This window comes from Saccharopolyspora antiqui (assembly GCF_052246905.1).
Lineage (GTDB): Bacteria > Actinomycetota > Actinomycetes > Mycobacteriales > Pseudonocardiaceae > Saccharopolyspora.
Genome location: NZ_JBQQBO010000047.1, coordinates 1 through 18,806, shown reverse-complemented (window position 1 = coordinate 18,806; position 18,806 = coordinate 1). Strand labels below are relative to the sequence as shown.

Below are 18,806 nucleotides of genomic sequence, written 5' to 3'. Positions count from 1 at the left end.
GGAGGCGGCTTTCGCACTCACGACCCACTCAAGCGGGCGAGTGCCAGATGAGGTGGATCTTCGCGGTCTGGGAGAACAGATCGACGGCGCTTTGCGCCGAGGCGAACGTGCCACGCATGCAGCCGTCCGCGCCGACCAGCTCAGCGTGATCGTCGAACTGCATACCCCAGGCGATCAGCTCGCCGTCCCGGCCGAATCGGTCCTCGATCTCCTCAACCAGCGCGAATGTCCTGGGCTCGGACACCCGCACCAACTCGTTCATCCAGTCCGTGAACGTCCAATTGTCCCGTCTTGCCAACAAATTCTCCCCCAGCGCCAACCTCCCGGTCGCATGTGGACAGTACTCGCCAACCGTATCGGTAGACGTCTCATGGCGTAACTAACTGATCGAGTGAAAGTCACGGAGAGGGACATGATGGATGATGTCCGTGACCAAGGAGGCTCAGATGATCGTTCGGAGTGACCCATCGCCGCTGCGATGGCTCATCGGTGTGGAACTTGCCCGCTACCGCAACGAATCGGGCATGTCGCTGGCCGTCGCGAGCAGCCACACCGGCATGTCGAAGGCGAAGATCGGCCACATGGAAACCGGCCGCCAGCAACAAGCCCCGGACGACATCGCATTGCTGCTCAAAACCTACGGAGCCGAGCAACACGACGTGGACCGGCTGACCACGCTCACCGGTCGGGCTGATCAAGCCACCTGGTGGGGACCATGGGCGCACGTGGTGCCGGACTGGCTGAAAACTTTCGTAGGACTGGAAGGCTTGGCGGAACGGGAGTTCGTCTTCGAACCGATCATCATCCCCGGCCTGCTCCAGACCGAGGAATACGCCAGGGCGACGACGGCCAGCACCCCACGAGTGCGCCAAGACCACGGCGAACGCTTCGTCAGCTTCCGCATGGCCCGAACCCGGCGACTGAGCGACGCAGAACCGCCGTTGCATCTGCATGCCGTCATCGCCGAGGCCGCACTGCGCCTGCGAGTCGGAGACGACGAGCTACAACGCAACCAGCTTCAACACTTGGTCGACATGGCGAAACGACCTAACATCACGATCCAGATTGTCCGCCCCGAAGACGGGTTTCACTCGGCACATACCGGTCAGTTCATCGTTCTCGACTTCGAAGACGTCCGCTCGATCGCGTACAGCGAACTGCACGACGGTGCTGTCTACGTTCAGGACATGGATCAGGTTGACTCCTATAACATGGCGATCGATAGTTTGCAGCGTGTCGCGCTCAGTCCGCAACAGTCGATCATGCTGATCAAACGCATCCTGAAGACATAACAAAACCACAGGAGCTGCCATGTTGACCCGCTTAGATACTGCGACGTGGCGAAAGAGCAGCTACAGCGGGGATAACGGTACATGTGTCGAGGTGGCGTTCCCGGCGGGTGCCATTGCGGCTCGGGATTCCAAGGATCCGGAGGGTGGGATGCTGGTGTTCGACCGCGCCACTTGGTCCCGCTTTCTTGGCACGATCACGACCGGCACCTTCGACCGGCACTGACCATCCCGGCAAGGTGGGGTTTTCGAAGTCACCGGATTGACCTCGCGGAACTGTGACGTCGAGTGCCCCCGCCGCGCGGGTACTCGTCGACCGCGCGTGTGTGATGATCGGCGGGTGAACCGTCCTATCACGATCATCACCGGTGCCAGTCGCGGCATCGGTGCGGCGACCGCGCGGTGGCTGGCGCGCGCTGGTCACGATCTCGCGCTCGGCTATCGCGAAAACGGCAGTGGCGCCGAGAAGGTCGCGGCTGAGGCCAGCGCACACGGTGCCCGGTGCGTGCTGGTGCGTGTCGATGTCAGCCGTGAGGACGACGTCGACCGGCTTTTCGCCGACACCGCAGCACAATTGGGACCGGTCACCGGACTGGTCAACAACGCCGGGCTGACCGCGCACATCGGTGACCTGGCCGACACGCCGGTCGAGGTGATCCGGCAGGTCATCGACGTGAACTTCCTCGGCACGGTGCTGTGCGCGCGGCGGGCCGCGCAGGTCATGTCCACCCGCCGTGGCGGGCGCGGCGGCGCCATCGTCAACGTCTCCTCCAGCGCGGCGACACTCGGTTCACCGCACGAATACGTCCACTACGCGGGCGCCAAGGCGGCGGTGGATGCGATGACGGTGGGGTTGGCCAAGGAGCTCGCCGAGGACGGTGTGCGGGTCAACGCGGTGGCCCCCGGCCTGGTGCGCACCGACATCCACGCCGGAGCGGGGGCGCCGCAGCGCATCGAGACGGCGGTGGCCCGCGTCCCGCTCGGCCGCGCCGGGGAGCCCGAGGAGATCGCCCCGGCGATCGGGTGGCTGCTCGGACCGGAGTCGGCCTACACCAGCGGCGCCGTGCTGCGCGTGGCAGGCGGCCTGTAGTCGAGACGGGAAAACCGGTGGCCCGCGTTCGTAGGCTCAGGACATGGGGCGTGAATCCGTGCTGGTCAACTTCGTCTACTGCCATCCCGTCGGGCATGCGGTGGAGGCGCTGCAGTACTGCCTGGGGTATCGCTGCGCGGACCCCGATCGCCGTATCGGCGTAGTGCTCAACTCCGCCACCCCAGCGGAATTGGCCACCTGGTGCGGCGCGGTCGACGAAGTGTACACAGTGGACATCGATGTGTTCCGGCCGCCGACCGCAGAGGCACTCGCGCACATCCCGGCGGACTGGGACTGGGTCGTCGACGATCCTCGTGGGCACCAGAAGTGGCAGCACGACTTCTTCCCCGGCCTGCAGCGCTACTACGAACTGTCCGCCGAGCACTTCCGCACCACTGGTGGCCACACCCGGGTCGGCGCGCCCGAGCCGTCCTACCGGCCGCGCAACCCGCTTCGCCTGGAGTTGCCGGATTCGGCGCACAGCTGGGCAGACGACCTGCTGCCGCCACACGACGCCCCGACCATCGCGGTCCTGCCCGGCGGCAGCGCCGAACGCTGGCGCTACCCGTCATTGGCTTCGTGGCAGCGGATCCTCGGTGCCATTGCGGCCCGGTGGCCGAAAGCGCGGGTGTGCCTCACCGGCAAACTCGCCGACGACGGCCGTACCAGCACCGGTTTCACCCGCGCGGAATTCGACGCGCTGGCCGCGACCGTCCCCGATGTGGTGTGGGCGCTGGACGTGCCGCTGGATCGGCAGTTGGCCGCGATGCGGCGCTGCGACCTGCTGCTGTCGCCGCACACCGGATTCGCCTTCGCCGCGCTGGCGGTGGGCACCCCGTGGCTGGCGCTGGCCGGGAACGACTGGGCGGAGTACTACTTCAATCCCGGTGTGCCGTTCTACTCGGTGCTGCCGGACCTGGCGCGCTTCCCCTGCTACGTGCTGCTGGGCAATACCCCTGAACCGGTTGATGACGACGGCCCGCGCTCCCCCAGCATGTCCGCGGGGCGCATCGACGCCGACCTGGCCGAGCTCATCGACGGTGCCGCTTGGCTGCTCGGTGGCGAAGCCGACTTCGACACCGCGATGCGCGAGCACGCCAACCGCGTGCACGTGCTCTTCCAGGGGCGCACCGAGCTGATGTACTCGATCGACGACCTGCTGACCTCCTACCTGCCGTGACAGCGCCACGATCCGGGAAAACGACGACACCGCATAGGGTTCTCGCATGAGCGATGCGTCGATCCGATCACTGGCACTGCACGATCCGCGGCTGCGGCTGCCCGCTGCGCGACTCCGGACCCTGCTTTCCCGCGTCGACGAGGACGAGCTGCCCGATGACTACGGTCGCGGTGGCGCGGTGCAGCGCATCGAGGAGCGGATGGCCACCTTGCTCGGCAAGGAAGCGGCGGTGTTCATGCCGACCGGTGCGATGTCCTCACAGGTCGCGCTGCGCCTGCACGCCGACACCCGGACGAGCCGGGTCATCGGTTTCCACCCGCTCGCCCACATCGAAGTGCACGAGCGCAAGGGTTACGCGGTGGTGCACCAGCTGATCGGCAAGCAGCTCGGCGACCACGACCGACTGCTGACGCTCGACGATCTGCAGGCCGTGCGGGAACCGCTGGCCGCGGTGCTCTGGGAGCTGCCCCAACGCGATCTCGGTGGTCTGCTGCCCGACTGGGACAGCCTGGTGGCGCAGACCGCGTGGGCCCGGGAAGGCGGCATCGCCGCCCATCTCGACGGCGCCCGCATCTGGGAGGCCCAACCGTATTACGACCGCAGTCACGCCGAGATCGCGGCGCTGTTCGACACCGTCTACGTGTCGCTGTACAAGAGCCTGGGCGGCCTCGGCGGCGCGATGCTCGCCGGTCCCGCGGCGTTGATCGAGCACGCCCGGGAGTGGCGGGCACGGCTCGGCGGGCAGCTGTACCACGCCTGGCCCCTGGCGGCCTCGGCCGAGGCCGGAATCGACGCCAACCTGCCCCGGATGCGCGAGTACTGGACGCGCGCCCGCGAGCTCGCCGCAGTCCTCGCGGAGGTGCCCGGGGTCGACACTGTTCCGCGCGTACCGCAGACTCCGCTGTTCCACGTGCACATCGACGCACCGCGCGAGGCACTGGACACCGCGCACGCGCAGTTGGTCGAGGAAGGCGGCATGCGGCTCTACCGGCGCTCGCGGACCACGACGCATCCCGACCGCAGCCGCTTCGAGGTGACCATCGGCGCGGACGCCATGCACCTGCCGGTCCCTGATGTCCGCGACGCCATCGCCGAACTGGCCCGCCGGGCGCGACAACACCGCAGCACGTAGGCCACGAGTAGCATCGTGCGCAGGCCCTGACCGGCAGCGAGGTGTTGCGACCCGCCCGATCCAGCCGCAGTGGCCGTTCGCGCGGTACCGAGCCGCGACCAAACACCTGAACTATCCACTGTGGATAGCGCATGCCCTTGGAGGTCGATTGATGTCGCAGCGGTTCGTGGTCATCACCGGTGGCCCGGGGGCGGGCAAAACGACGCTGATCGACCGGCTCGCGGCGGCCGGGTTCGCCCGCTCCGCCGAGGCGGGCCGCGGTGTGATCACCGACCAGATCGCCATCGGTGGTCGCGCGCTGCCCTGGGCCGACCCGGAGCTGTTCGCCGAGCTCATGCTGAGCTGGGAGCTGCGCTCCTACCACCAGGCATGCGAGGAGACCGGCACGGTGATCTTCGATCGCGGACTGCCCGACATCATCGGCTACCTCCGGCTCAACGGCCTCCCGGTGCCCGAGCACGTGCACACCGCCGCGAAAGCGTTCCGGTATCGCGCCCGCGTGCTGCTCGCCCCGTTCTGGCCGGAGATCTACGACCAGGACAGCGAACGCACGCAGTCCGCCGCCGAAGCCGAGCGCACCTGCCAGCACGTGGCCACCGCCTACGCCGACTACGGCTACGAACTGGTGCGGCTGCCGCGCGGCCCGGTCGAGGAGCGGGTGGGTTTCGTGCTCGACGAGTTGGCCGATCAGCGCAGCCGGTAGGTTCGGCCTTCTGCTCCCCACTCGCCGAACGGCGGGTACCACGACCCGCTTGATCCAGCCGCAGTGGCCGTCCGCGCAGCACCCGAGCCGTGACCGAATCGGTGACCGATGAGATTGATCTTGGTGTGCGAGGGCCTGGGCGCGTGCGGAATGGGAGTCGGATGAGCTGATCGCCTCGGCTACTTCTCGGGAGCCGTGTGATCGTGCGGCCGCTGGCCCTCGGATACCCGATCTGCCCGCATGTCCAGGGCGTCCAGGAACGCGGCGGCGGCCGGTGAGGGTCGCAGTCGGCTCCAGATCAGGTGCTCCACCCGGGTGGGTGGGTCACGGAGCTCGACGACGTGCACGTCGGAGAGTTGGGGCACAAAGGCGGCGGGCATCATGCCGATACCCAGGCCCAGCCGGACCATCCGCGCCAAGAGGTCCGCGTTCGTAATCTCGAAGGCGACCTCACGGCTGACCCCCGCAGCGGCGAACGCCTCGTCCGACTGAGCGCGTGCGGCCGAACCAGCGGGAAAGTCGACGAACACTTCGTTCGACAGCCGGTGCAGATCCACGTCGGCCTCGTCGGCCAGCGGGTGGCCGGGCGCCATCACCGCGACCAGCTCACCCCGCGCCAAGGCGCGCCCCCGGACGCCCTTCGGCTGAACGTTCGGCGGCAGCCCGAGGAACGCGAGGTCCAGGGTGCCCTGCCGGACCTGTGCGGCCAGCTCGTCGCTCGACCCCACACGAAGCGTGATCCGCACCTGCGGATGGCACACGTGAAAGCTCTTCAGCACACTCGGCAGGTCGACTGCCGTGACGGTGGGAATGGTGCCGATGGCGAGCCGACCGCGAAGCTCCCCGGATGCCGCTGCCACCTCGGCGCGAGCCCGTTCGGCGGCGTCGAGAGCCTGCCGGGCGGCGGGCAAGAACGCTTCGCCAGCTGGGGTCAGCTCGACCCGGCGGCTGGTGCGGTCGAAGAGCCGGGCGCCCAGCTCTCGTTCCAGTCTGGCGATCTGGTGGCTCAATGCGGACTGGACGACCAGGCAACGCTCCGCGGCACGGGTGAAGTTCGCCGTCTCCGCCACCGCGACGACATAGCGAATCTGCTGTAGCTCCACGAATACATCTTGAATCACGATCGCTGGCTTGACAAACATGCATTGGACTCATTGATCCCGAGTCCCCGAGGCTAGGGGCATGACGGACGCAGCCGGGACGGACACCCCGCGTAGTACGGGGCACCACAAGACCACCGAGGCGCCAGACGGCGGCGCTTCGCTGAACCGCGGGCTGCTGCTCCTGATGGCCGCCGCCACGGGACTCTCGGTAGCGAACAACTACTTCGCCCAGCCACTACTGGACCTGCTCGGCCGCGAGCTGCGGCTCAGCACCACGATGGCCGCAATGATCGCGACGGCCGCACAGGTCGGTTACGGGCTGGGTCTCATGCTGCTCGTGCCGCTCGGCGACCTGGTGGAACGCCGCAGGCTCGCCGTCATGCTTTACGCGGCCACCGCGGTGTTCCTGCTGGTCTCGGCGACCGCACCCAACGGAGCCCTGCTGCTGGCCGGAACCGTGCTCACCGCGTTCACCTCGGTGGCGGCCCAGGTCGTGGTGCCCTACGCCGCCACGCTGGCGGCACCGGGGCAGCGCGGTCGGGTGATCAGCACGGTGATGACCGGCCTGATGCTGGGTGCACTGCTGTCCCGTGCGGTCTCGGGAGGGCTAGCCGAACTCGGCGGCTGGCGAACGGTCTACTGGGTGAGCGCGATCCTGATCGCCGCGGTGGCAGTGCTGCTGTGGCGCTTCCTACCGCCCCTGCACACCCCGATCGGGCTGTCGTACCCGGCGCTGCTGCGCTCAACGATCGCGCTGTTCCGCCACGAGCCCGTGTTGCGGTGGCGGGCCAGCCTCGCCGCTTTGGCGTTCGCATCGTTCAGCGTGATGTGGACGGCGCTGACCTTCCTGCTCGCCGGCCCGCAGTACGGCTGGTCCGAGGCGGCCATCGGGCTGTTCGGGCTGGTGGGTGCGGTGGGCACGGTGACAACGACGGTGGCTGGCCGACTGGCCGACCACGGCTACGTGCAATGGGTCACCGGGATCGGCACTGCCGCGCTGACCGCGGCCTGGTTGCTGATCGGCGCGGGCGGGAGCTCGCTCGGGTGTCTCCTCGGCGGGGTGGTCGTCCTCAACATGGCGAACCAGGCGGTGCTCAACAGCAACCAGAACGTCATCTACGCGCTACGCCCGGAGATCCGCAATCGGCTCAACTCCGCGTTGACGACGGCCTACTTCGCCGGCGGTGCCGCGGGCTCCGCGCTGGGCGCGGTGGTGTGGGTGCGTGGCGGCTGGGCCGCGGTGAGCGTCCTGGGCGGCGTGCTGGCCTGCGGGACCTTCGTCCTGTGGGTGCTGGAACGCCGAGGGAGCTGAGTCGCGGGGCGAACTCCTGATCGGCTCACCGCCCTCGGAAAGGGCTTGGCCATGACATCGTTGGAAGGATCTCGCAGTGTCGAACAAGAAGACCATCCTGGTCACGGGCGCGACTGGTGGCCAGGGCGGCGCCGTTGCCCGCAGCCTGCTCAACGACGGCTGGGTGGTGCGCGCCCTCGTCCGCGACCCGGACAAGCAGGGGGCAAAGGACGTCGAGGCGCTCGGCGTGGAGCTGGTCGCCGGCGACCTCGACGACCCGGAGTCGCTGCGCGCGGCAGCGCAGGGCGTGCACGGCGTCTTCAGCGTGCAGCCCGCCGACTTGGCCGACCCACAGCCCGAAGTCGAGGTGCGGCAGGGCAAGAACGTCGCCGACGCGGCGAAAACCGCGGGCGTCGCGCACCTGGTCTACAGCTCCGTTGGCGGCGCCGAGCGCAAGTCCGGCGTCGGGCATTTCGAAACCAAGGCGGAGATCGAGGCGCACATCGATGGCATCGGGGTGCCCGCGACGGTGCTGCGCCCGGTGTTTTTCATGGAGAACTGGTCGTACATGGTGCCGGAGGCGGACAACGGTGCGCGGGTCGGCTCGGTCGCGCTGGACGCGGACACGTCGCTGCAGATGATCGCGCTGGTCGACATCGGCCGGATCGCAGCGGACGCGTTCGACGAACCGGCCGAGTTCATCGGCAAGAAGGTCGAGATCGCCGGAGATGAGCTGACCGTGCGGCAGGTCGCCGAGGTGTTCACCAAGGTCGACGGCATCCCGACTCGCTTCGAGCGGCTGCCGATCGAGGAGCTGCGGGCCGATGCCGAGGAGGCGGCGAACATGTTCGCCTGGTTCAACGAGAAGGGGTACCGCGCCGATATCGTCGCGCTCCGCGAGCGGTACCCGGAGCTGCTGACCTTCGAGGCGTGGTGGAGAAAGAACCGGTAGGAGATCGGACGCCGTTCACCGATGCCGCAGTCGAGCCCGCGCGGCCGCGATGTGTTGTTCGGCCTGGGCCTCGGTCTGCGACTGGAACGTTCGGCTGGCTGTTCCTGCAAGCCCGGTGATGTGGCCGCGTTCGGTGCTGGAGCGGCCGGGGTCATCGGCTTATCGCCGGTCAGCGCAGCCGGTAGGTTCGGCCTTCTACTCCCCACTCGCCGAACGGCGGGTGCTGGCCACGATCGATCGCGCGGATCGATGGGCGCCCGATGTGGGCGAACACGAGCCGACCGACACCGGCCCGGGCGGCGCGTTCTGCCGTATCCACGGTGGCGGCGTGGCCGCCGACGCCCCCGGCGAAGCGGATCGGCCGGTCCCACCCCGCCGCGTCGGCGAACATCAGCTCCGCCTCGGCGGCCCAGTCGGGAAAGGTCCAGAATTCCGGCGCCCACACCGCGTGGTGACCGCGGTGGTCGATGAGGTAGCCGTAGGTGGGGTGCGAGGTGTGCGCGACGGGCAACGGGCGCAGCCGAACCCCACCGGCCTGGTACTCGACCGCACCAGCAGCTATCCCGAGTGCTCGGCTGCGGCGTCGGATCGAGGGCATGAGCTCGGCGCGTTCGTCGCAGACCAACCAGGCGTCGACCGGTTCGCCTTCGGCGGCGGTTCCGCCACCGTCGATGACCACCCGGTGCCCGGCCCAGCACACTGCCAGCCCGGCCGGGCGGTACCGGGGCGAGTTCATCGCGCCCACGCCCAACAACGTCAGCTCCACCACCGCACCGAAGGTAACCGAACGGAAGCGGTGCCGACCGCCACGCCCGAGCCCACCGCCGACCGACGTGCGAGAAGCCCACGATCGGGATGTGACGGCAGGTCAGGACCGGTGGAGGCGCGCGAACGGCCACCGGTGATGATCGAGTGCCGCCGAGCGCCTCGGCCACGTCTCCACCGCCGGGATGTCGATCCTCGGCCATCGGCTCCGACCTTGGGGTGAGGGACCCGTCCAGGGGTACCCGACGACGACGGAGGAGAGGACTGCGCATGGGCCAGCCCGTAGTGCATTTTGAGATCATCGGGACTGCTCCGGACGTGCTGCGCGACTACTACGGCGGTCTCTTCGGCTGGGAGTTCAACACCGGTGACGCGATCAGCGAAAAGGTCTCGCAGCCGGGGAAGTACCACTTCGTCGACGGCCGCACGACCGGTGACGGGAACGGCATCAACGGCGGCGTCTGCGGAGGCTCGGCTGCTGGATGGCTCGCGGCACGTATGCCTGGTCGAGCGTGCCGACGTCGGTGCCTGGCGGGACGATCTCGTCGATCCGGTCGAGGATGTCGTCGGTGAGTGCCACGTCGATGCCAGCGAGAAGGTCGTCGAGGTGGCTCATCGTGCGCGGTCCGACGATCGCGCTGGTCACGCCGGGATGAGCGATCGCGAACGCCATGGCGAGGTGGGTCAGCGGCAAGCCCGCTTCCTCGGCGAGCGAGATGAATTGCTCGACGGCGTCGAGACGGCGCTCGTCGTTGAGGTGCTTGACGAAGCTGGCGCGGCGGAGTTCGTTCTGCTGGCCCTTGCGGACGCGCCCCGTGAGCAGTCCCTGCCCGAGCGGGCCCCACACCAGCGTGCCCACCCCATAGCGCTGCGCGACCGGTAGCACCTCGCGTTCGATGCCGCGGTTGAGCAGCGAGTAGGGCGGCTGCTCGGTGTGGAACCGTTCCAGACCGCGCCGCTCGGCGACCCACTGGGCTTCGATGATGTCGGACGCTGGCATCGAGGACGTCCCGATCGCACGGACTTTCCCGCTGTGGATCAGGTCGGAGAGCGCGGAAAGCGTCTCCTCGATGTCCGTGGTGGGGTCCGGCCGGTGGATCTGGTACAGGTCAATGTGGTCGGTCTGCAGGCGGCGCAGCGAGTTCTCAACTGCGGTCACGATCCAGCGCCGCGAGGCGCCCTGTTGATTGGGGTCGTCACTCATCGGGCGGCTCACCTTGGTCGCGAGGACGACGTTGTCCCGTCGCCCCTTGAGCGCCTTGCCGACGACCTCTTCGGAGTCGCGGTAGGCGTCGGCGGTGTCGATGAGGTTGATTCCCGCGTCCAGCGCTTTGTGGATGATGCGGGCCGAGTCGTCGTGGTCGGGGTTGCCGACGGACGTGGCGAACATCAATGCGCCGAGCGCATGGGGGCTGACCTTGATACCGGTCCGGCCGAGCGTGCGGTACTGCATGCGAAATCTTCCTTTCTCCGCAAAAAGAACCAAATGGTCTGCAACCGCGACAAATCCCCGGAAGGCGGATGCCGCATGTGGCACGCGACCCCTCTCCGGTGCTCGTCTCGTCGCACCTGCGGGGCGCCGTCGGTCCGCCGAGCCGGTTTCCAGCGTGCGGTGGTGCGGGCGTCGGCGGGAGAGACGTCCTTATCCGGGGACGGTCAGTCCCTGGCTGCGTCCGGCGTCCCGGGGAATGGTGGAGGTGTGGACAGAACCGAACTGGCCGACTTCCTGCGCCACTGCCGTACCCGACTTGCCCCTGCCGATGTGGGGCTGTCGCAGGGCGCGCGGCGCCGCACCCCGGGACTGCGCCGCGAGGAGGTGGCGCAGCTGGCAGGCATGTCCACCGACCACTACACGCGGCTGGAGCAAGCCAGGGGCTCACGCCCGTCCCGCCAGATGCTCGCCGCTGTCGCCCGCGCGTTGCGGCTGACCGGCGACGAACGGGACCACCTCTTCCATCTGGCCGGTGAGGAGCCCCCACGCAACCGGCCGACCACGGAGCACGTCCGCCCCGGCCTGCTTCTCGTCCTCGATCGGCTGACCGACACTCCCGCCCAGGTGGTGAGCGACTGCGGCGACATCCTCGCGCAGAACGCGATGGCCAAGGCGCTCCACGGTGACGCGTCCGCCCGCCCCGAGGCGGAGCACAACGTCGCCTGGCGCTACTTCACGGACCCCTCCGCGCGGGAACTCTTCCCGGCCGAGGACCGTGACCGTGCCGCCCGCGCAGCAGTGGCGGATCTGCGCGCCACATTCGCCCGCCGCCCGGACGACGCGCGGCTGGCAGAGCTCGTACGCGGGCTCCGCGCCCGCAGCGAGGAGTTCTCGGCGCTGTGGGACGCCCACCACGTCGCCGTGCGCCGCGCCGACATCAAACGCTTCCTGCACCCGGTCGTCGGCCTACTGGAGCTGGACTGCGAGGTACTGCTGAACCCGGAGCACGATCAGCGGCTGATCGTCTACACCGCCCGTCCGGGCAGCAGGTCCTACGAGCGGCTGGAACTGCTGCGCGTGGTCGGCCTCCAGGATCTGACCAGTGGCTGAACCGCTCCGCCGGGTCCGCAGCAGCGATACCGCTTGGGCCCGACGGCCGGTCGTCGATGTCGCGTGGCGCCGTGCGGTCTTCACCGTGACAGCGGCGAAGACCGCTGCCTGGCTGATCGTCAGTCCGCTGGTCAGTGCCTTCCGCGCCTTCCGCGCCTTCAGCGGTCGAGGGCGGCGACCTCGCGTACGGCCTCGGCGACGGCGCGGAAGTCCTTGCGCAGGATCGCACCGTGGTTGCTGGCGACCCTCGCGTGGATTTTGATGTTCGGGTTGCGGGCGGTCACCTTGGGGAGGCTGGCGCGGATCCGTTCCTGCTCATCACCGCGGCTTCCGGGGGGTACGAGCCCGGCATGTTCGCCAGCATGTCGAGCTGGTCGGCAAGCGAAATGCGGCCCGGCCCAGGATCGTTCGGGCCGGGCCGCATTTCGCAGACCACGAGGATCCCCGCTGTCCCTTCATGCGAAAGGAATCGTTACCAGGTGGTGGCGATCTTCAAGCTGGACCCGGCCAACGTGGCCGAGGAGGTGCGCCGCGGCGAGCCCACCACGGCGCACCGCATTGAACGCCGACGGCGCACACCGAGCCGCTCTCAGAGTGTCGATTCACTCGACATGTCGAATGAATCGACATAGACTGATGTCATGCCTGACCGAGAACACGAACGCATCGCAGCCCTCTCCGCTCTCATCGGCTGGGCCGACCGCCGAGAACGCCTCGCCGAGGAGCGCGCCGACCTCGTCGCCGCCGCGTGGCGCAGCGGCTCGCGCAACGTCGCGGAACTCGCCCGACTGGCGCGGGTTTCGCGCGACACCATCTACGCCGACCTCAAAGCCCGCAGCATCGACACATCGGCTCGCGCGCAGGATCCGATCGGCACGACGGAGATCCCGCGCGACCAGCTGACGGCGGAGTCCGTGCGCCCGCTCGCGCACCTGGTCGATGCGGTGGCCCGCCCGGCATTCAGTCGCGACCCCAACGACCCCCTCACGCGAGTCACCACCAGTGCGGGCCGGACCTTGGGGCTGGTGGCCGACGTCCTGGATCCGCCCACCGACCAGGGGCCAGGCTGGACGCGGGAGGAACTGTTGCCCGGCTTGGCGGGCGAGGGCGCCGCGATCACCCACCACGCCCAGCGGGAGCTGGCGGCGAGCCAGCAGCCCGACCAGCTCGCGGCGCACACGGACTACATTCACCGCGCGATGCTGCATCGCGGCAGGCACGCGTCGGCGGAGCGCGTCGATGTGGTCGTCGCGCTGCCGATCGGAGGGTCGCTCACCGTCCGGTTGGATCGCGACGAGCGGGGATGGACGACCATCAGCGGCGACAGCCCGCTGCTCGCCGGTGAGATCGACGGACTGGACCACTTGGAAGTGCAGCACGCGCTCGCCGTCCTGAGTCGGGTGATCACCCGCAACCTGGACGAAGGTGCCTTCATCGAAAAGCGCAAGGAACCGTTGCCCGGTGGGCCGGTGGTCCGCCACCGCCTCACTCCGTCCAATGAGGACTGACGCCGCTGGTGACCTCGCCGGGCCACGCTGAGCGCGGCAGGTCAGGTGATTTTCAGGGCGCGTACCGGGTTCGCCACGGTGATCGCGCCGATCTGCTCGTCCGAGAGAGGCCCTTCTCCCGCATCATGGGCATGATACTCGCAGAGCTCGGGCGCGCGGTCCGCACGGTCTTCGCCTGCGACTATTTGGCCAGCCCCGGCCTGCGCCGGGAGATCCACGGCGGGCTCCAGTTCGTGGAGAACTGGAACAGCGCGAATACCGTGCTGCAGCACGGCAAGGACGGTGCTCTGGCCGGCCCGGACAAGGAGCACGCCGAGACCTCGATGCTCGCCCTGCACCTGCTCCAGTCCGCGCTTGTCCACGTCAACACCCTGCTGATTCAGCAAGTCCTGGCCGAACCGGCCTGGGCATCGCGGCTGAGCGAGGAGGACCGGCGCGGCCTGACCGCGCTGTTCTGGTCCAATGTCAACCCGTACGGCACTTTCCGCCTGAACATGGACAAGCGGCTCGACCTGGGGCCCGCCGCCGTGTCCCGCCCCCGCTACCCCTGAACGAGGGGGACCGCCGGAATACGGCGGAAAGGGGCAATGTCCCGGGATAGGCGCTGGTAGATCCCGGTAGCCCGGTCGTGTTGCGGGCTCGCTAGGGTGCCCGGGTCCAGGTTGTTGATCATTCCCGGAGTCTTGGGTGGCGTCGATCGATCGGACCGCGTATCCGCGGTTCAAGCGGGTGGTGTCGGCGCGGGAGCTGGCCGAGGCGTTCAAACCGACGATGGATGAGATCGCGTGGGCGCGTGGCCGGACCCAAACCGAGCAGCACCTCCTGGCCTTGGTATCGTGTGGCTGAAGTCGTACCAACGACTCGGCTATTTCCCGAAGCTCGCCGACGTTCCGGACGTGGTCGTCGAGCACGTCCGTCGGGTGCTGGATCTCGCCGAGGATGTCCCGTTCGCACAGCACGAGTCGGCTCGGACTGCGAAGTGGCACCGCCAGCTCGTCCGCGAGTTCGTGGGCGTGGTGTACGAGCCCGCTCGGGTGCGTACCGTCGGCGAGCAGGCGATCCGGAAAGCGGTGCAGACCAAGGACAATCCGGCGGACCTGATCAACGTGGCGCTGGAGGAGCTGGTCCATCAGCGGTGCGAGCTGCCGGGCTACAGCACGTTGGACACGCTGGCCGCGTCGATCCGCACCGAGGTCAACACGGGGTTGTTCGCGAGGGTCGCGGGCCGGATGAGCCTGGCTGATCGGGCACGGTTACAGCAGCGACTGCTGGTGATGGATCCGACGACGCGCCGCAGCGGGTTCGACCGCCTGAAGGATCCGGCGAAGGCGGCGACACTGGGCAAGTTCAAGGCCCGCCTCGCGTATCTCCAGGAGCTCGACGACCTGGGCGCGACCGAGGAGTGGTTGCGGGATGTTCCGCCGGGCAAGATCGCGCATTTTGCTGGTGAGGCCCGGGTGACCGATCTGGCGGACCTGCGCAAGGTCGGCGCCGACAAGCAGTGGACGCTGATCGCCAGCCTGATCCACGTCTGCCGCACGACGGCGCGGGACGAGGTGGTGACCATGTTCTGCAAGCGCATGGCCGTCATCCACAAGAAGGCCCGCGAGCACCTGGAGGAACTGCACGATACGCACCGGGCCGAATCCGAGCGTCTGCTGGGCATGTTCGGCGACGTGCTGTCGGTAGTACGGGAAGCCGTCGTGCCACCCGAGCCGGACATCGAGCCCGAACACCCGCCTGGACCTCGTTCCTGGTGCGCTGTTCCCCACCACAACACCCTGATCAGCTACGAGTCCCGGTGGAGGCCAAGTACGCGCGTATCGGGTACCGGCCACTGCGCCAACCAGATTGAGATCGGCCGCTTAGCTCCGCCAGGACATGCAACTGGCCCACACCATAGATCGGTGCGGCCCAGCGCAGTTCCTTTTTGGTGCTGGAAGCCGTTGTGGTCAGCGCTCTTCCACGAGGTCGGGGTTGCAGTGCCTGGGTGATGACCTCGCTGAGGCCCATGAGCAGCGCGTGAATCTCCAGGTGACGGGCCTCATCGACCGGGGCGAGCGGGAGCGGGCTGTCGCTGGACCAAGTCGTCCAACCTTCGGGCTCCGGATCGCGGCTGGCGGCGTTGGAGAGCGTGACGTGCACGCTGGTCATGCCGTTGGGCAACAGCAGGTTCAGCGTGGCGTCTGTGATCGGTGCAGTCGACGATGGTGTCCAGCCAACCAGCTCGGTCACCGCCACCGGCCTGCTCGTCCGATTCTGTCGGTTCGGGTTGAGTAGCTGGCCGATGGCGTAGATGGCCTTGTGGGCCATCCATGCCGCCTTGGCCAGCGGCTCGGGTTCCTCGCAGAGCATCGCAGGCCCCAGGACCGCGGTCATGTGCTCGGCCTCGACGAGCGTGGTTGGCCGCTGCACCTGCACGGCCGCACCGGGCGTACCGGCCCAACCTCGGTGAATGGGGCGACTCTTCCCGCCGATGCGGGGCATCAGGGGCGAAAGACCTGCGCGCCTGCTACCGGAAGGCCAGTGTGGGCGCGGGGCGGTGTTACCAGTGGATGGTGCCGCTGTCGATCTCGACCCAGGGGCTCTTCTGTCCGCAGGCCAAGTAGACGGGGGAGCCCGCGTCGCGCATACAGACCCAGAAGTGGACCTGGCCGGTCTCCCGGAGGTTGAAGTTGCAGTACTGCATCTTGCCCGAGCCCTGGGTATTGATGCAGTCGCCGAGTCGGCCGTAGTCGGTTTCGAACCGGAGCACGACGCCGTACCCGTCAAAGTCCAGATCCTGGACCCGGAACCAGTCGCCGTCGGCGTTGAACTGGCCGTAGCCCCCCTGCCACCCACTAGAGGTTCCCTCGGGGTGGGCCGTTAAAGACGACCAGTCGTCGGGTGGTCCGGCGTGCGCGGCCGGCGCAGTCACCGCCGAGGTGAAGACCATCGCGGAGGCCGCCATGGCCAGTCCGCCCAAGATCCGCTTCATCCTTGTGCTCACTGTGTCCCCCAGATGCTTTTCGTGATCGCCACGTGTGCCGGAACCTTGGCCAGGCGTGATCCGGTTCCCCTTCGAGCCGAAACGGTTGCGCGCACACGCACACGCGCGCGTGCTAGTTGATTTGGATGCAGCTGGCCTCGTTGTCGAAGACGTTGTTGCTGAAGTCTCGATCTTCACTGTCCGCGAGCGCCGTATAGCTGTCGCCGCTGCATTGGGCGGCGTCGGACCGGAGCGAGGCAGAGACACCCTTGTTGTTGATCATTGAGCTAGCGCCGTTATGGACGGGACGCGTGGTGCCCTCCCAGTTATTGTCGCGGAGATCCGAGTCGTCGTCATCGAATACCGCTCGCCCCCCAAGGAAGTCGTCGTGTTCGAACAGGCAGACCCGGTCCGCCGGGCAGGCTGGATTGTCGGCTTGCGCTGCGGGACTGACGGCAGCAGCAGCTAGCGCCACGCCACTTGTGGTGTTGTCCGTAACTGCCTGCTGGGCCGCAGTGAACGCAGCGGCTGCCATGAGGCCCCCAATAGCAGCTACTGTTCGACGTGCTCGCACAACATCTTCCCTTCTTACGTTGGCACCAAGTCCGGCGCAAAACTCAAGCTGCCCCAGCGCCGGTCAAAGTCGTTCGGTTCGTACCCCGACCGGCTTCTCATGCTGATCACGACTGAGCATTCCAGGATTTGCACCGCAACGGTTAGGCAGCGAGTGCACAGTTCCTTGACCAGGAGTCCACAGCCGCCCGGCGCTGTCTCTACCGACCCGCAACCCGGAATGCCTTGTTTGCTCTGTTTAGGGATTTCTGATCTTGGGGGCACCGGGCCGGATTCACCATCTGCCAAGGTTTTGACGGGCAGGCGGCATTGCTGGGATGCCGTCGACGGTTCTGGGGGAGAATCAATGATCGAGACGGTCTTTCGGAGCGAGGATCTGCCCGAGGCGCAGCGGTTCGAGCGTTGGCGGGAACGGTTGTCCCAGGTTCCGACGCCCATGTGTGTGAGCCGTGACCGTACCGCGGGTTTCGCGGTGTACCAGCGTAATTTGCACTTCGACGCCGTGCGGGTGTGGACGATGACGTTCCAGCCGATGGTCTTCCAACGGACCGCGACGCTGATCAGCCAGTCCGATCCGGAGACCTACAGGGTCGGCCTTCTGCTCAGCGGCGCGATGCAACGCAGCTGGGGTAGGCAGGAGGCGAACTACGGCAAGTACGAACTGCACGCCGACGACTCGTCTCAGCCGTTCGAACTGCGGGTGAGAAGCACGCACGGGCCGATCTCATGTGTAGGGATCGAGATCCCCAAGAAGCAGGTGACGCTGCCCCGAGGCCGGGCCGACCGGTTGATCGGGCGTCCGGTGTCCGCGCGCAACGGAATCGGCGCGCTACTGGCGGGAGCCCTGCTGCACCTGACTACCGACACCAGCGTGTACCGGCCCACCGACGATTCTCGCCTCGGCGCGATCCTCGGCGACCTGGTCTCGGCGCTGTTCGCCCACGTCATGGAGGAGGACGACCGCGGCCTGCCGCCGGAAACCCGCCGACGAACTCTGGCCCTGCGCATCCAGCAGTTCATCCGGCAACACCTGCACGACCCGCAGCTGACCCGCGACACGATCGCCGCCGCCCACCACATCTCGACCAGCTACCTGCACCGGCTGTTCCAGGACGACGGCATCCCGGTAATGGCCTGGGTCCGCCACCAACGCCTGGAACGAGCCCGCAACGACCTCGCCCTACATGCCATGCCTGTGCACGAGATCGCCGCACGCTGGGGATTCACGTGCCACACCGACTTCACCCGCGCGTTCCGCACCGCCTACGGCACCCCACCCCGCGACTACCGCCAACAGAAACTCCACACCCAACCAACAAGGCCAAGTGTGTCGAGGAACAGCGGGGCGAAAACCAGCGCTTAAGCGTGTTCCTCGAAACCCGTAGCAAAGTCCGGCCCATCCTGGGGCAGGCTCGGGCGGAGGCCGAGTGTTCGAGAAAGGAACCTTTCTCAACATGATCACTATCAGGCCGCTGGCCAAGCTCCGAACCGGCTCCGCAGTGTCGGAAAAACATGTTGCAAAGTCAGGGTGTCCAACAACATGATCAGCCCCCTTTGTCGTACAGGCGGCGCGCTAGCGATCATGAAAGACATCCCAGGAGTTTGAATGTCAAGCGGCGGCTTTCTCGACGCGATGCGACCAGGCGGTGGTCTCGTTGTAGGGGGTGCGGGTTTTGAGGCAGCCGTGCAGGATGCCGACGAGGCGGTTGG

22 protein-coding genes are annotated in these 18,806 nt (G+C 67.7%); 15 read left to right on the top strand and 7 right to left on the bottom strand.

Features of this window, described 5'->3' with window-relative positions; genetic code table 11:
- Nucleotides 1–28 precede the first annotated feature (28 nt).
- On the bottom strand, nt 29–298 hold the full coding sequence (locus tag ACTWQN_RS37645) for a hypothetical protein (protein WP_443208459.1): 270 nt from the start codon (nt 296–298) through the stop codon (nt 29–31).
- Between the two features lie 130 nt (nt 299–428).
- Between ACTWQN_RS37645 and ACTWQN_RS37640 the strand changes: the two genes are divergently transcribed.
- From ACTWQN_RS37640 to ACTWQN_RS37615, 6 genes are all read left to right on the top strand, one after another.
- Nucleotides 429–1,292 carry a helix-turn-helix domain-containing protein gene (locus ACTWQN_RS37640; protein WP_443208458.1) on the top strand — a complete coding sequence of 288 codons (864 nt, stop codon included), beginning with the start codon at nt 429–431 and terminating at the stop codon, nt 1,290–1,292.
- Nucleotides 1,293–1,311: 19 nt separating this feature from the next.
- Nucleotides 1,312–1,515, top strand: a complete 204-nt coding sequence (locus ACTWQN_RS37635; RefSeq protein WP_443208457.1) for a DUF397 domain-containing protein — start codon at nt 1,312–1,314, stop codon at nt 1,513–1,515.
- A 114-nt stretch (nt 1,516–1,629) separates the two neighbouring features.
- Nucleotides 1,630–2,379 carry an SDR family oxidoreductase gene (locus tag ACTWQN_RS37630; RefSeq protein WP_443208456.1) on the top strand — a complete coding sequence of 250 codons (750 nt, stop codon included), beginning with the start codon at nt 1,630–1,632 and terminating at the stop codon, nt 2,377–2,379.
- Nucleotides 2,380–2,422: 43 nt separating this feature from the next.
- Complete coding sequence (locus tag ACTWQN_RS37625; protein WP_443208455.1) at nt 2,423–3,559, top strand: glycosyltransferase family 9 protein; 1,137 nt, start codon at nt 2,423–2,425, stop codon at nt 3,557–3,559.
- Between the two features lie 46 nt (nt 3,560–3,605).
- The gene (locus ACTWQN_RS37620; protein WP_443208454.1) at nt 3,606–4,691 is read left to right on the top strand and encodes a threonine aldolase family protein; all 1,086 of its coding nucleotides are present in this window, start codon (nt 3,606–3,608) and stop codon (nt 4,689–4,691) included.
- Between the two features lie 151 nt (nt 4,692–4,842).
- A complete protein-coding gene (locus ACTWQN_RS37615) occupies nt 4,843–5,394 on the top strand; it encodes an AAA family ATPase (RefSeq protein ID WP_443208453.1) in 552 nt (183 codons plus the stop codon).
- A 179-nt stretch (nt 5,395–5,573) separates the two neighbouring features.
- On the opposite strand, the gene ACTWQN_RS37610 is transcribed toward ACTWQN_RS37615, so the two are convergent.
- On the bottom strand, nt 5,574–6,497 hold the full coding sequence (locus ACTWQN_RS37610; RefSeq protein WP_443208452.1) for a LysR family transcriptional regulator: 924 nt from the start codon (nt 6,495–6,497) through the stop codon (nt 5,574–5,576).
- Nucleotides 6,498–6,576: 79 nt separating this feature from the next.
- On the opposite strand from ACTWQN_RS37610, the gene ACTWQN_RS37605 reads away from it, so the two are divergent.
- Both ACTWQN_RS37605 and ACTWQN_RS37600 read left to right on the top strand, forming a co-directional pair.
- A complete protein-coding gene (locus ACTWQN_RS37605; RefSeq protein WP_443208451.1) occupies nt 6,577–7,809 on the top strand; it encodes an MFS transporter in 1,233 nt (410 codons plus the stop codon).
- A 76-nt stretch (nt 7,810–7,885) separates the two neighbouring features.
- Nucleotides 7,886–8,740: an NmrA/HSCARG family protein gene (locus tag ACTWQN_RS37600; protein ID WP_443208450.1), complete on the top strand. Its 855-nt coding sequence runs from the start codon at nt 7,886–7,888 to the stop codon at nt 8,738–8,740.
- 169 nt (nt 8,741–8,909) lie between these two features.
- Here ACTWQN_RS37600 and ACTWQN_RS37595 read toward each other — a convergent pair whose 3' ends face one another.
- Together ACTWQN_RS37595 and ACTWQN_RS37590 are read right to left on the bottom strand one after the other, a co-directional pair.
- Nucleotides 8,910–9,509, bottom strand: a complete 600-nt coding sequence (locus tag ACTWQN_RS37595) for an MBL fold metallo-hydrolase (RefSeq protein ID WP_443208449.1) — start codon at nt 9,507–9,509, stop codon at nt 8,910–8,912.
- A gap of 444 nt (nt 9,510–9,953) precedes the next feature.
- The gene (locus tag ACTWQN_RS37590) at nt 9,954–10,958 is read right to left on the bottom strand and encodes an aldo/keto reductase (RefSeq protein WP_443208448.1); all 1,005 of its coding nucleotides are present in this window, start codon (nt 10,956–10,958) and stop codon (nt 9,954–9,956) included.
- A gap of 246 nt (nt 10,959–11,204) precedes the next feature.
- Between ACTWQN_RS37590 and ACTWQN_RS37585 the strand changes: the two genes are divergently transcribed.
- Nucleotides 11,205–12,047: a helix-turn-helix transcriptional regulator gene (locus ACTWQN_RS37585; RefSeq protein ID WP_443208447.1), complete on the top strand. Its 843-nt coding sequence runs from the start codon at nt 11,205–11,207 to the stop codon at nt 12,045–12,047.
- Between the two features lie 158 nt (nt 12,048–12,205).
- Here the strand turns inward: ACTWQN_RS37585 and ACTWQN_RS37580 are convergent, their stop codons facing one another.
- The gene (locus ACTWQN_RS37580; protein WP_443208446.1) at nt 12,206–12,331 is read right to left on the bottom strand and encodes a hypothetical protein; all 126 of its coding nucleotides are present in this window, start codon (nt 12,329–12,331) and stop codon (nt 12,206–12,208) included.
- 66 nt (nt 12,332–12,397) lie between these two features.
- On the opposite strand from ACTWQN_RS37580, the gene ACTWQN_RS37575 reads away from it, so the two are divergent.
- The 5 genes from ACTWQN_RS37575 (at nt 12,398) to ACTWQN_RS37555 (ending at nt 15,549) form a co-directional block, all read left to right on the top strand.
- Nucleotides 12,398–12,679: a hypothetical protein gene (locus tag ACTWQN_RS37575; RefSeq protein ID WP_443208445.1), complete on the top strand. Its 282-nt coding sequence runs from the start codon at nt 12,398–12,400 to the stop codon at nt 12,677–12,679.
- Between the two features lie 9 nt (nt 12,680–12,688).
- Nucleotides 12,689–13,555, top strand: a complete 867-nt coding sequence (locus tag ACTWQN_RS37570; protein WP_443208444.1) for a hypothetical protein — start codon at nt 12,689–12,691, stop codon at nt 13,553–13,555.
- 131 nt (nt 13,556–13,686) lie between these two features.
- Nucleotides 13,687–14,106: a Tn3 family transposase gene (locus tag ACTWQN_RS37565; protein WP_443208443.1), complete on the top strand. Its 420-nt coding sequence runs from the start codon at nt 13,687–13,689 to the stop codon at nt 14,104–14,106.
- A 136-nt stretch (nt 14,107–14,242) separates the two neighbouring features.
- Complete coding sequence (locus ACTWQN_RS37560) at nt 14,243–14,401, top strand: hypothetical protein (RefSeq protein ID WP_443208461.1); 159 nt, start codon at nt 14,243–14,245, stop codon at nt 14,399–14,401.
- Nucleotides 14,341–15,549, top strand: a complete 1,209-nt coding sequence (locus ACTWQN_RS37555; protein WP_443208442.1) for a DUF4158 domain-containing protein — start codon at nt 14,341–14,343, stop codon at nt 15,547–15,549. Before ACTWQN_RS37560 ends, ACTWQN_RS37555 begins: the two co-directional genes overlap by 61 nt.
- A 551-nt stretch (nt 15,550–16,100) precedes the next feature.
- Here the strand turns inward: ACTWQN_RS37555 and ACTWQN_RS37550 are convergent.
- A complete protein-coding gene (locus ACTWQN_RS37550) occupies nt 16,101–16,532 on the bottom strand; it encodes a hypothetical protein (RefSeq protein WP_443208441.1) in 432 nt (143 codons plus the stop codon).
- A 124-nt stretch (nt 16,533–16,656) separates the two neighbouring features.
- Nucleotides 16,657–17,058, bottom strand: a complete 402-nt coding sequence (locus ACTWQN_RS37545; RefSeq protein WP_443208440.1) for a peptidase inhibitor family I36 protein — start codon at nt 17,056–17,058, stop codon at nt 16,657–16,659.
- Between the two features lie 474 nt (nt 17,059–17,532).
- Between ACTWQN_RS37545 and ACTWQN_RS37540 the strand changes: the two genes are divergently transcribed.
- Nucleotides 17,533–18,459 carry an AraC family transcriptional regulator gene (locus ACTWQN_RS37540; RefSeq protein ID WP_443208460.1) on the top strand — a complete coding sequence of 309 codons (927 nt, stop codon included), beginning with the start codon at nt 17,533–17,535 and terminating at the stop codon, nt 18,457–18,459.
- The last annotated feature ends 347 nt before the right edge of the window (nt 18,460–18,806 follow it).

Excerpts from the sequence above, each read along its gene's own strand:
- ACTWQN_RS37635 (WP_443208457.1), top strand. The coding sequence starts at position 1,312 with ATGTTGACCCGCTTAGATACTGCGACGTGGCGAAAGAGCAGCTACAGC.
- ACTWQN_RS37565 (WP_443208443.1), top strand. The coding sequence starts at position 13,687 with ATGATACTCGCAGAGCTCGGGCGCGCGGTCCGCACGGTCTTCGCCTGC.
- ACTWQN_RS37590 (WP_443208448.1), bottom strand. The coding sequence starts at position 10,958 with ATGCAGTACCGCACGCTCGGCCGGACCGGTATCAAGGTCAGCCCCCAT.
- ACTWQN_RS37570 (WP_443208444.1), top strand. The coding sequence starts at position 12,689 with ATGCCTGACCGAGAACACGAACGCATCGCAGCCCTCTCCGCTCTCATC.
- ACTWQN_RS37625 (WP_443208455.1), top strand. The coding sequence starts at position 2,423 with ATGGGGCGTGAATCCGTGCTGGTCAACTTCGTCTACTGCCATCCCGTC.
- ACTWQN_RS37620 (WP_443208454.1), top strand. The coding sequence starts at position 3,606 with ATGAGCGATGCGTCGATCCGATCACTGGCACTGCACGATCCGCGGCTG.
- ACTWQN_RS37575 (WP_443208445.1), top strand. The coding sequence starts at position 12,398 with ATGTTCGCCAGCATGTCGAGCTGGTCGGCAAGCGAAATGCGGCCCGGC.
- ACTWQN_RS37605 (WP_443208451.1), top strand. The coding sequence starts at position 6,577 with ATGACGGACGCAGCCGGGACGGACACCCCGCGTAGTACGGGGCACCAC.
- ACTWQN_RS37545 (WP_443208440.1), bottom strand. The coding sequence starts at position 17,058 with ATGGCAGCCGCTGCGTTCACTGCGGCCCAGCAGGCAGTTACGGACAAC.
- ACTWQN_RS37540 (WP_443208460.1), top strand. The coding sequence starts at position 17,533 with ATGTGTGTGAGCCGTGACCGTACCGCGGGTTTCGCGGTGTACCAGCGT.
- ACTWQN_RS37550 (WP_443208441.1), bottom strand. The coding sequence starts at position 16,532 with ATGAAGCGGATCTTGGGCGGACTGGCCATGGCGGCCTCCGCGATGGTC.
- ACTWQN_RS37615 (WP_443208453.1), top strand. The coding sequence starts at position 4,843 with ATGTCGCAGCGGTTCGTGGTCATCACCGGTGGCCCGGGGGCGGGCAAA.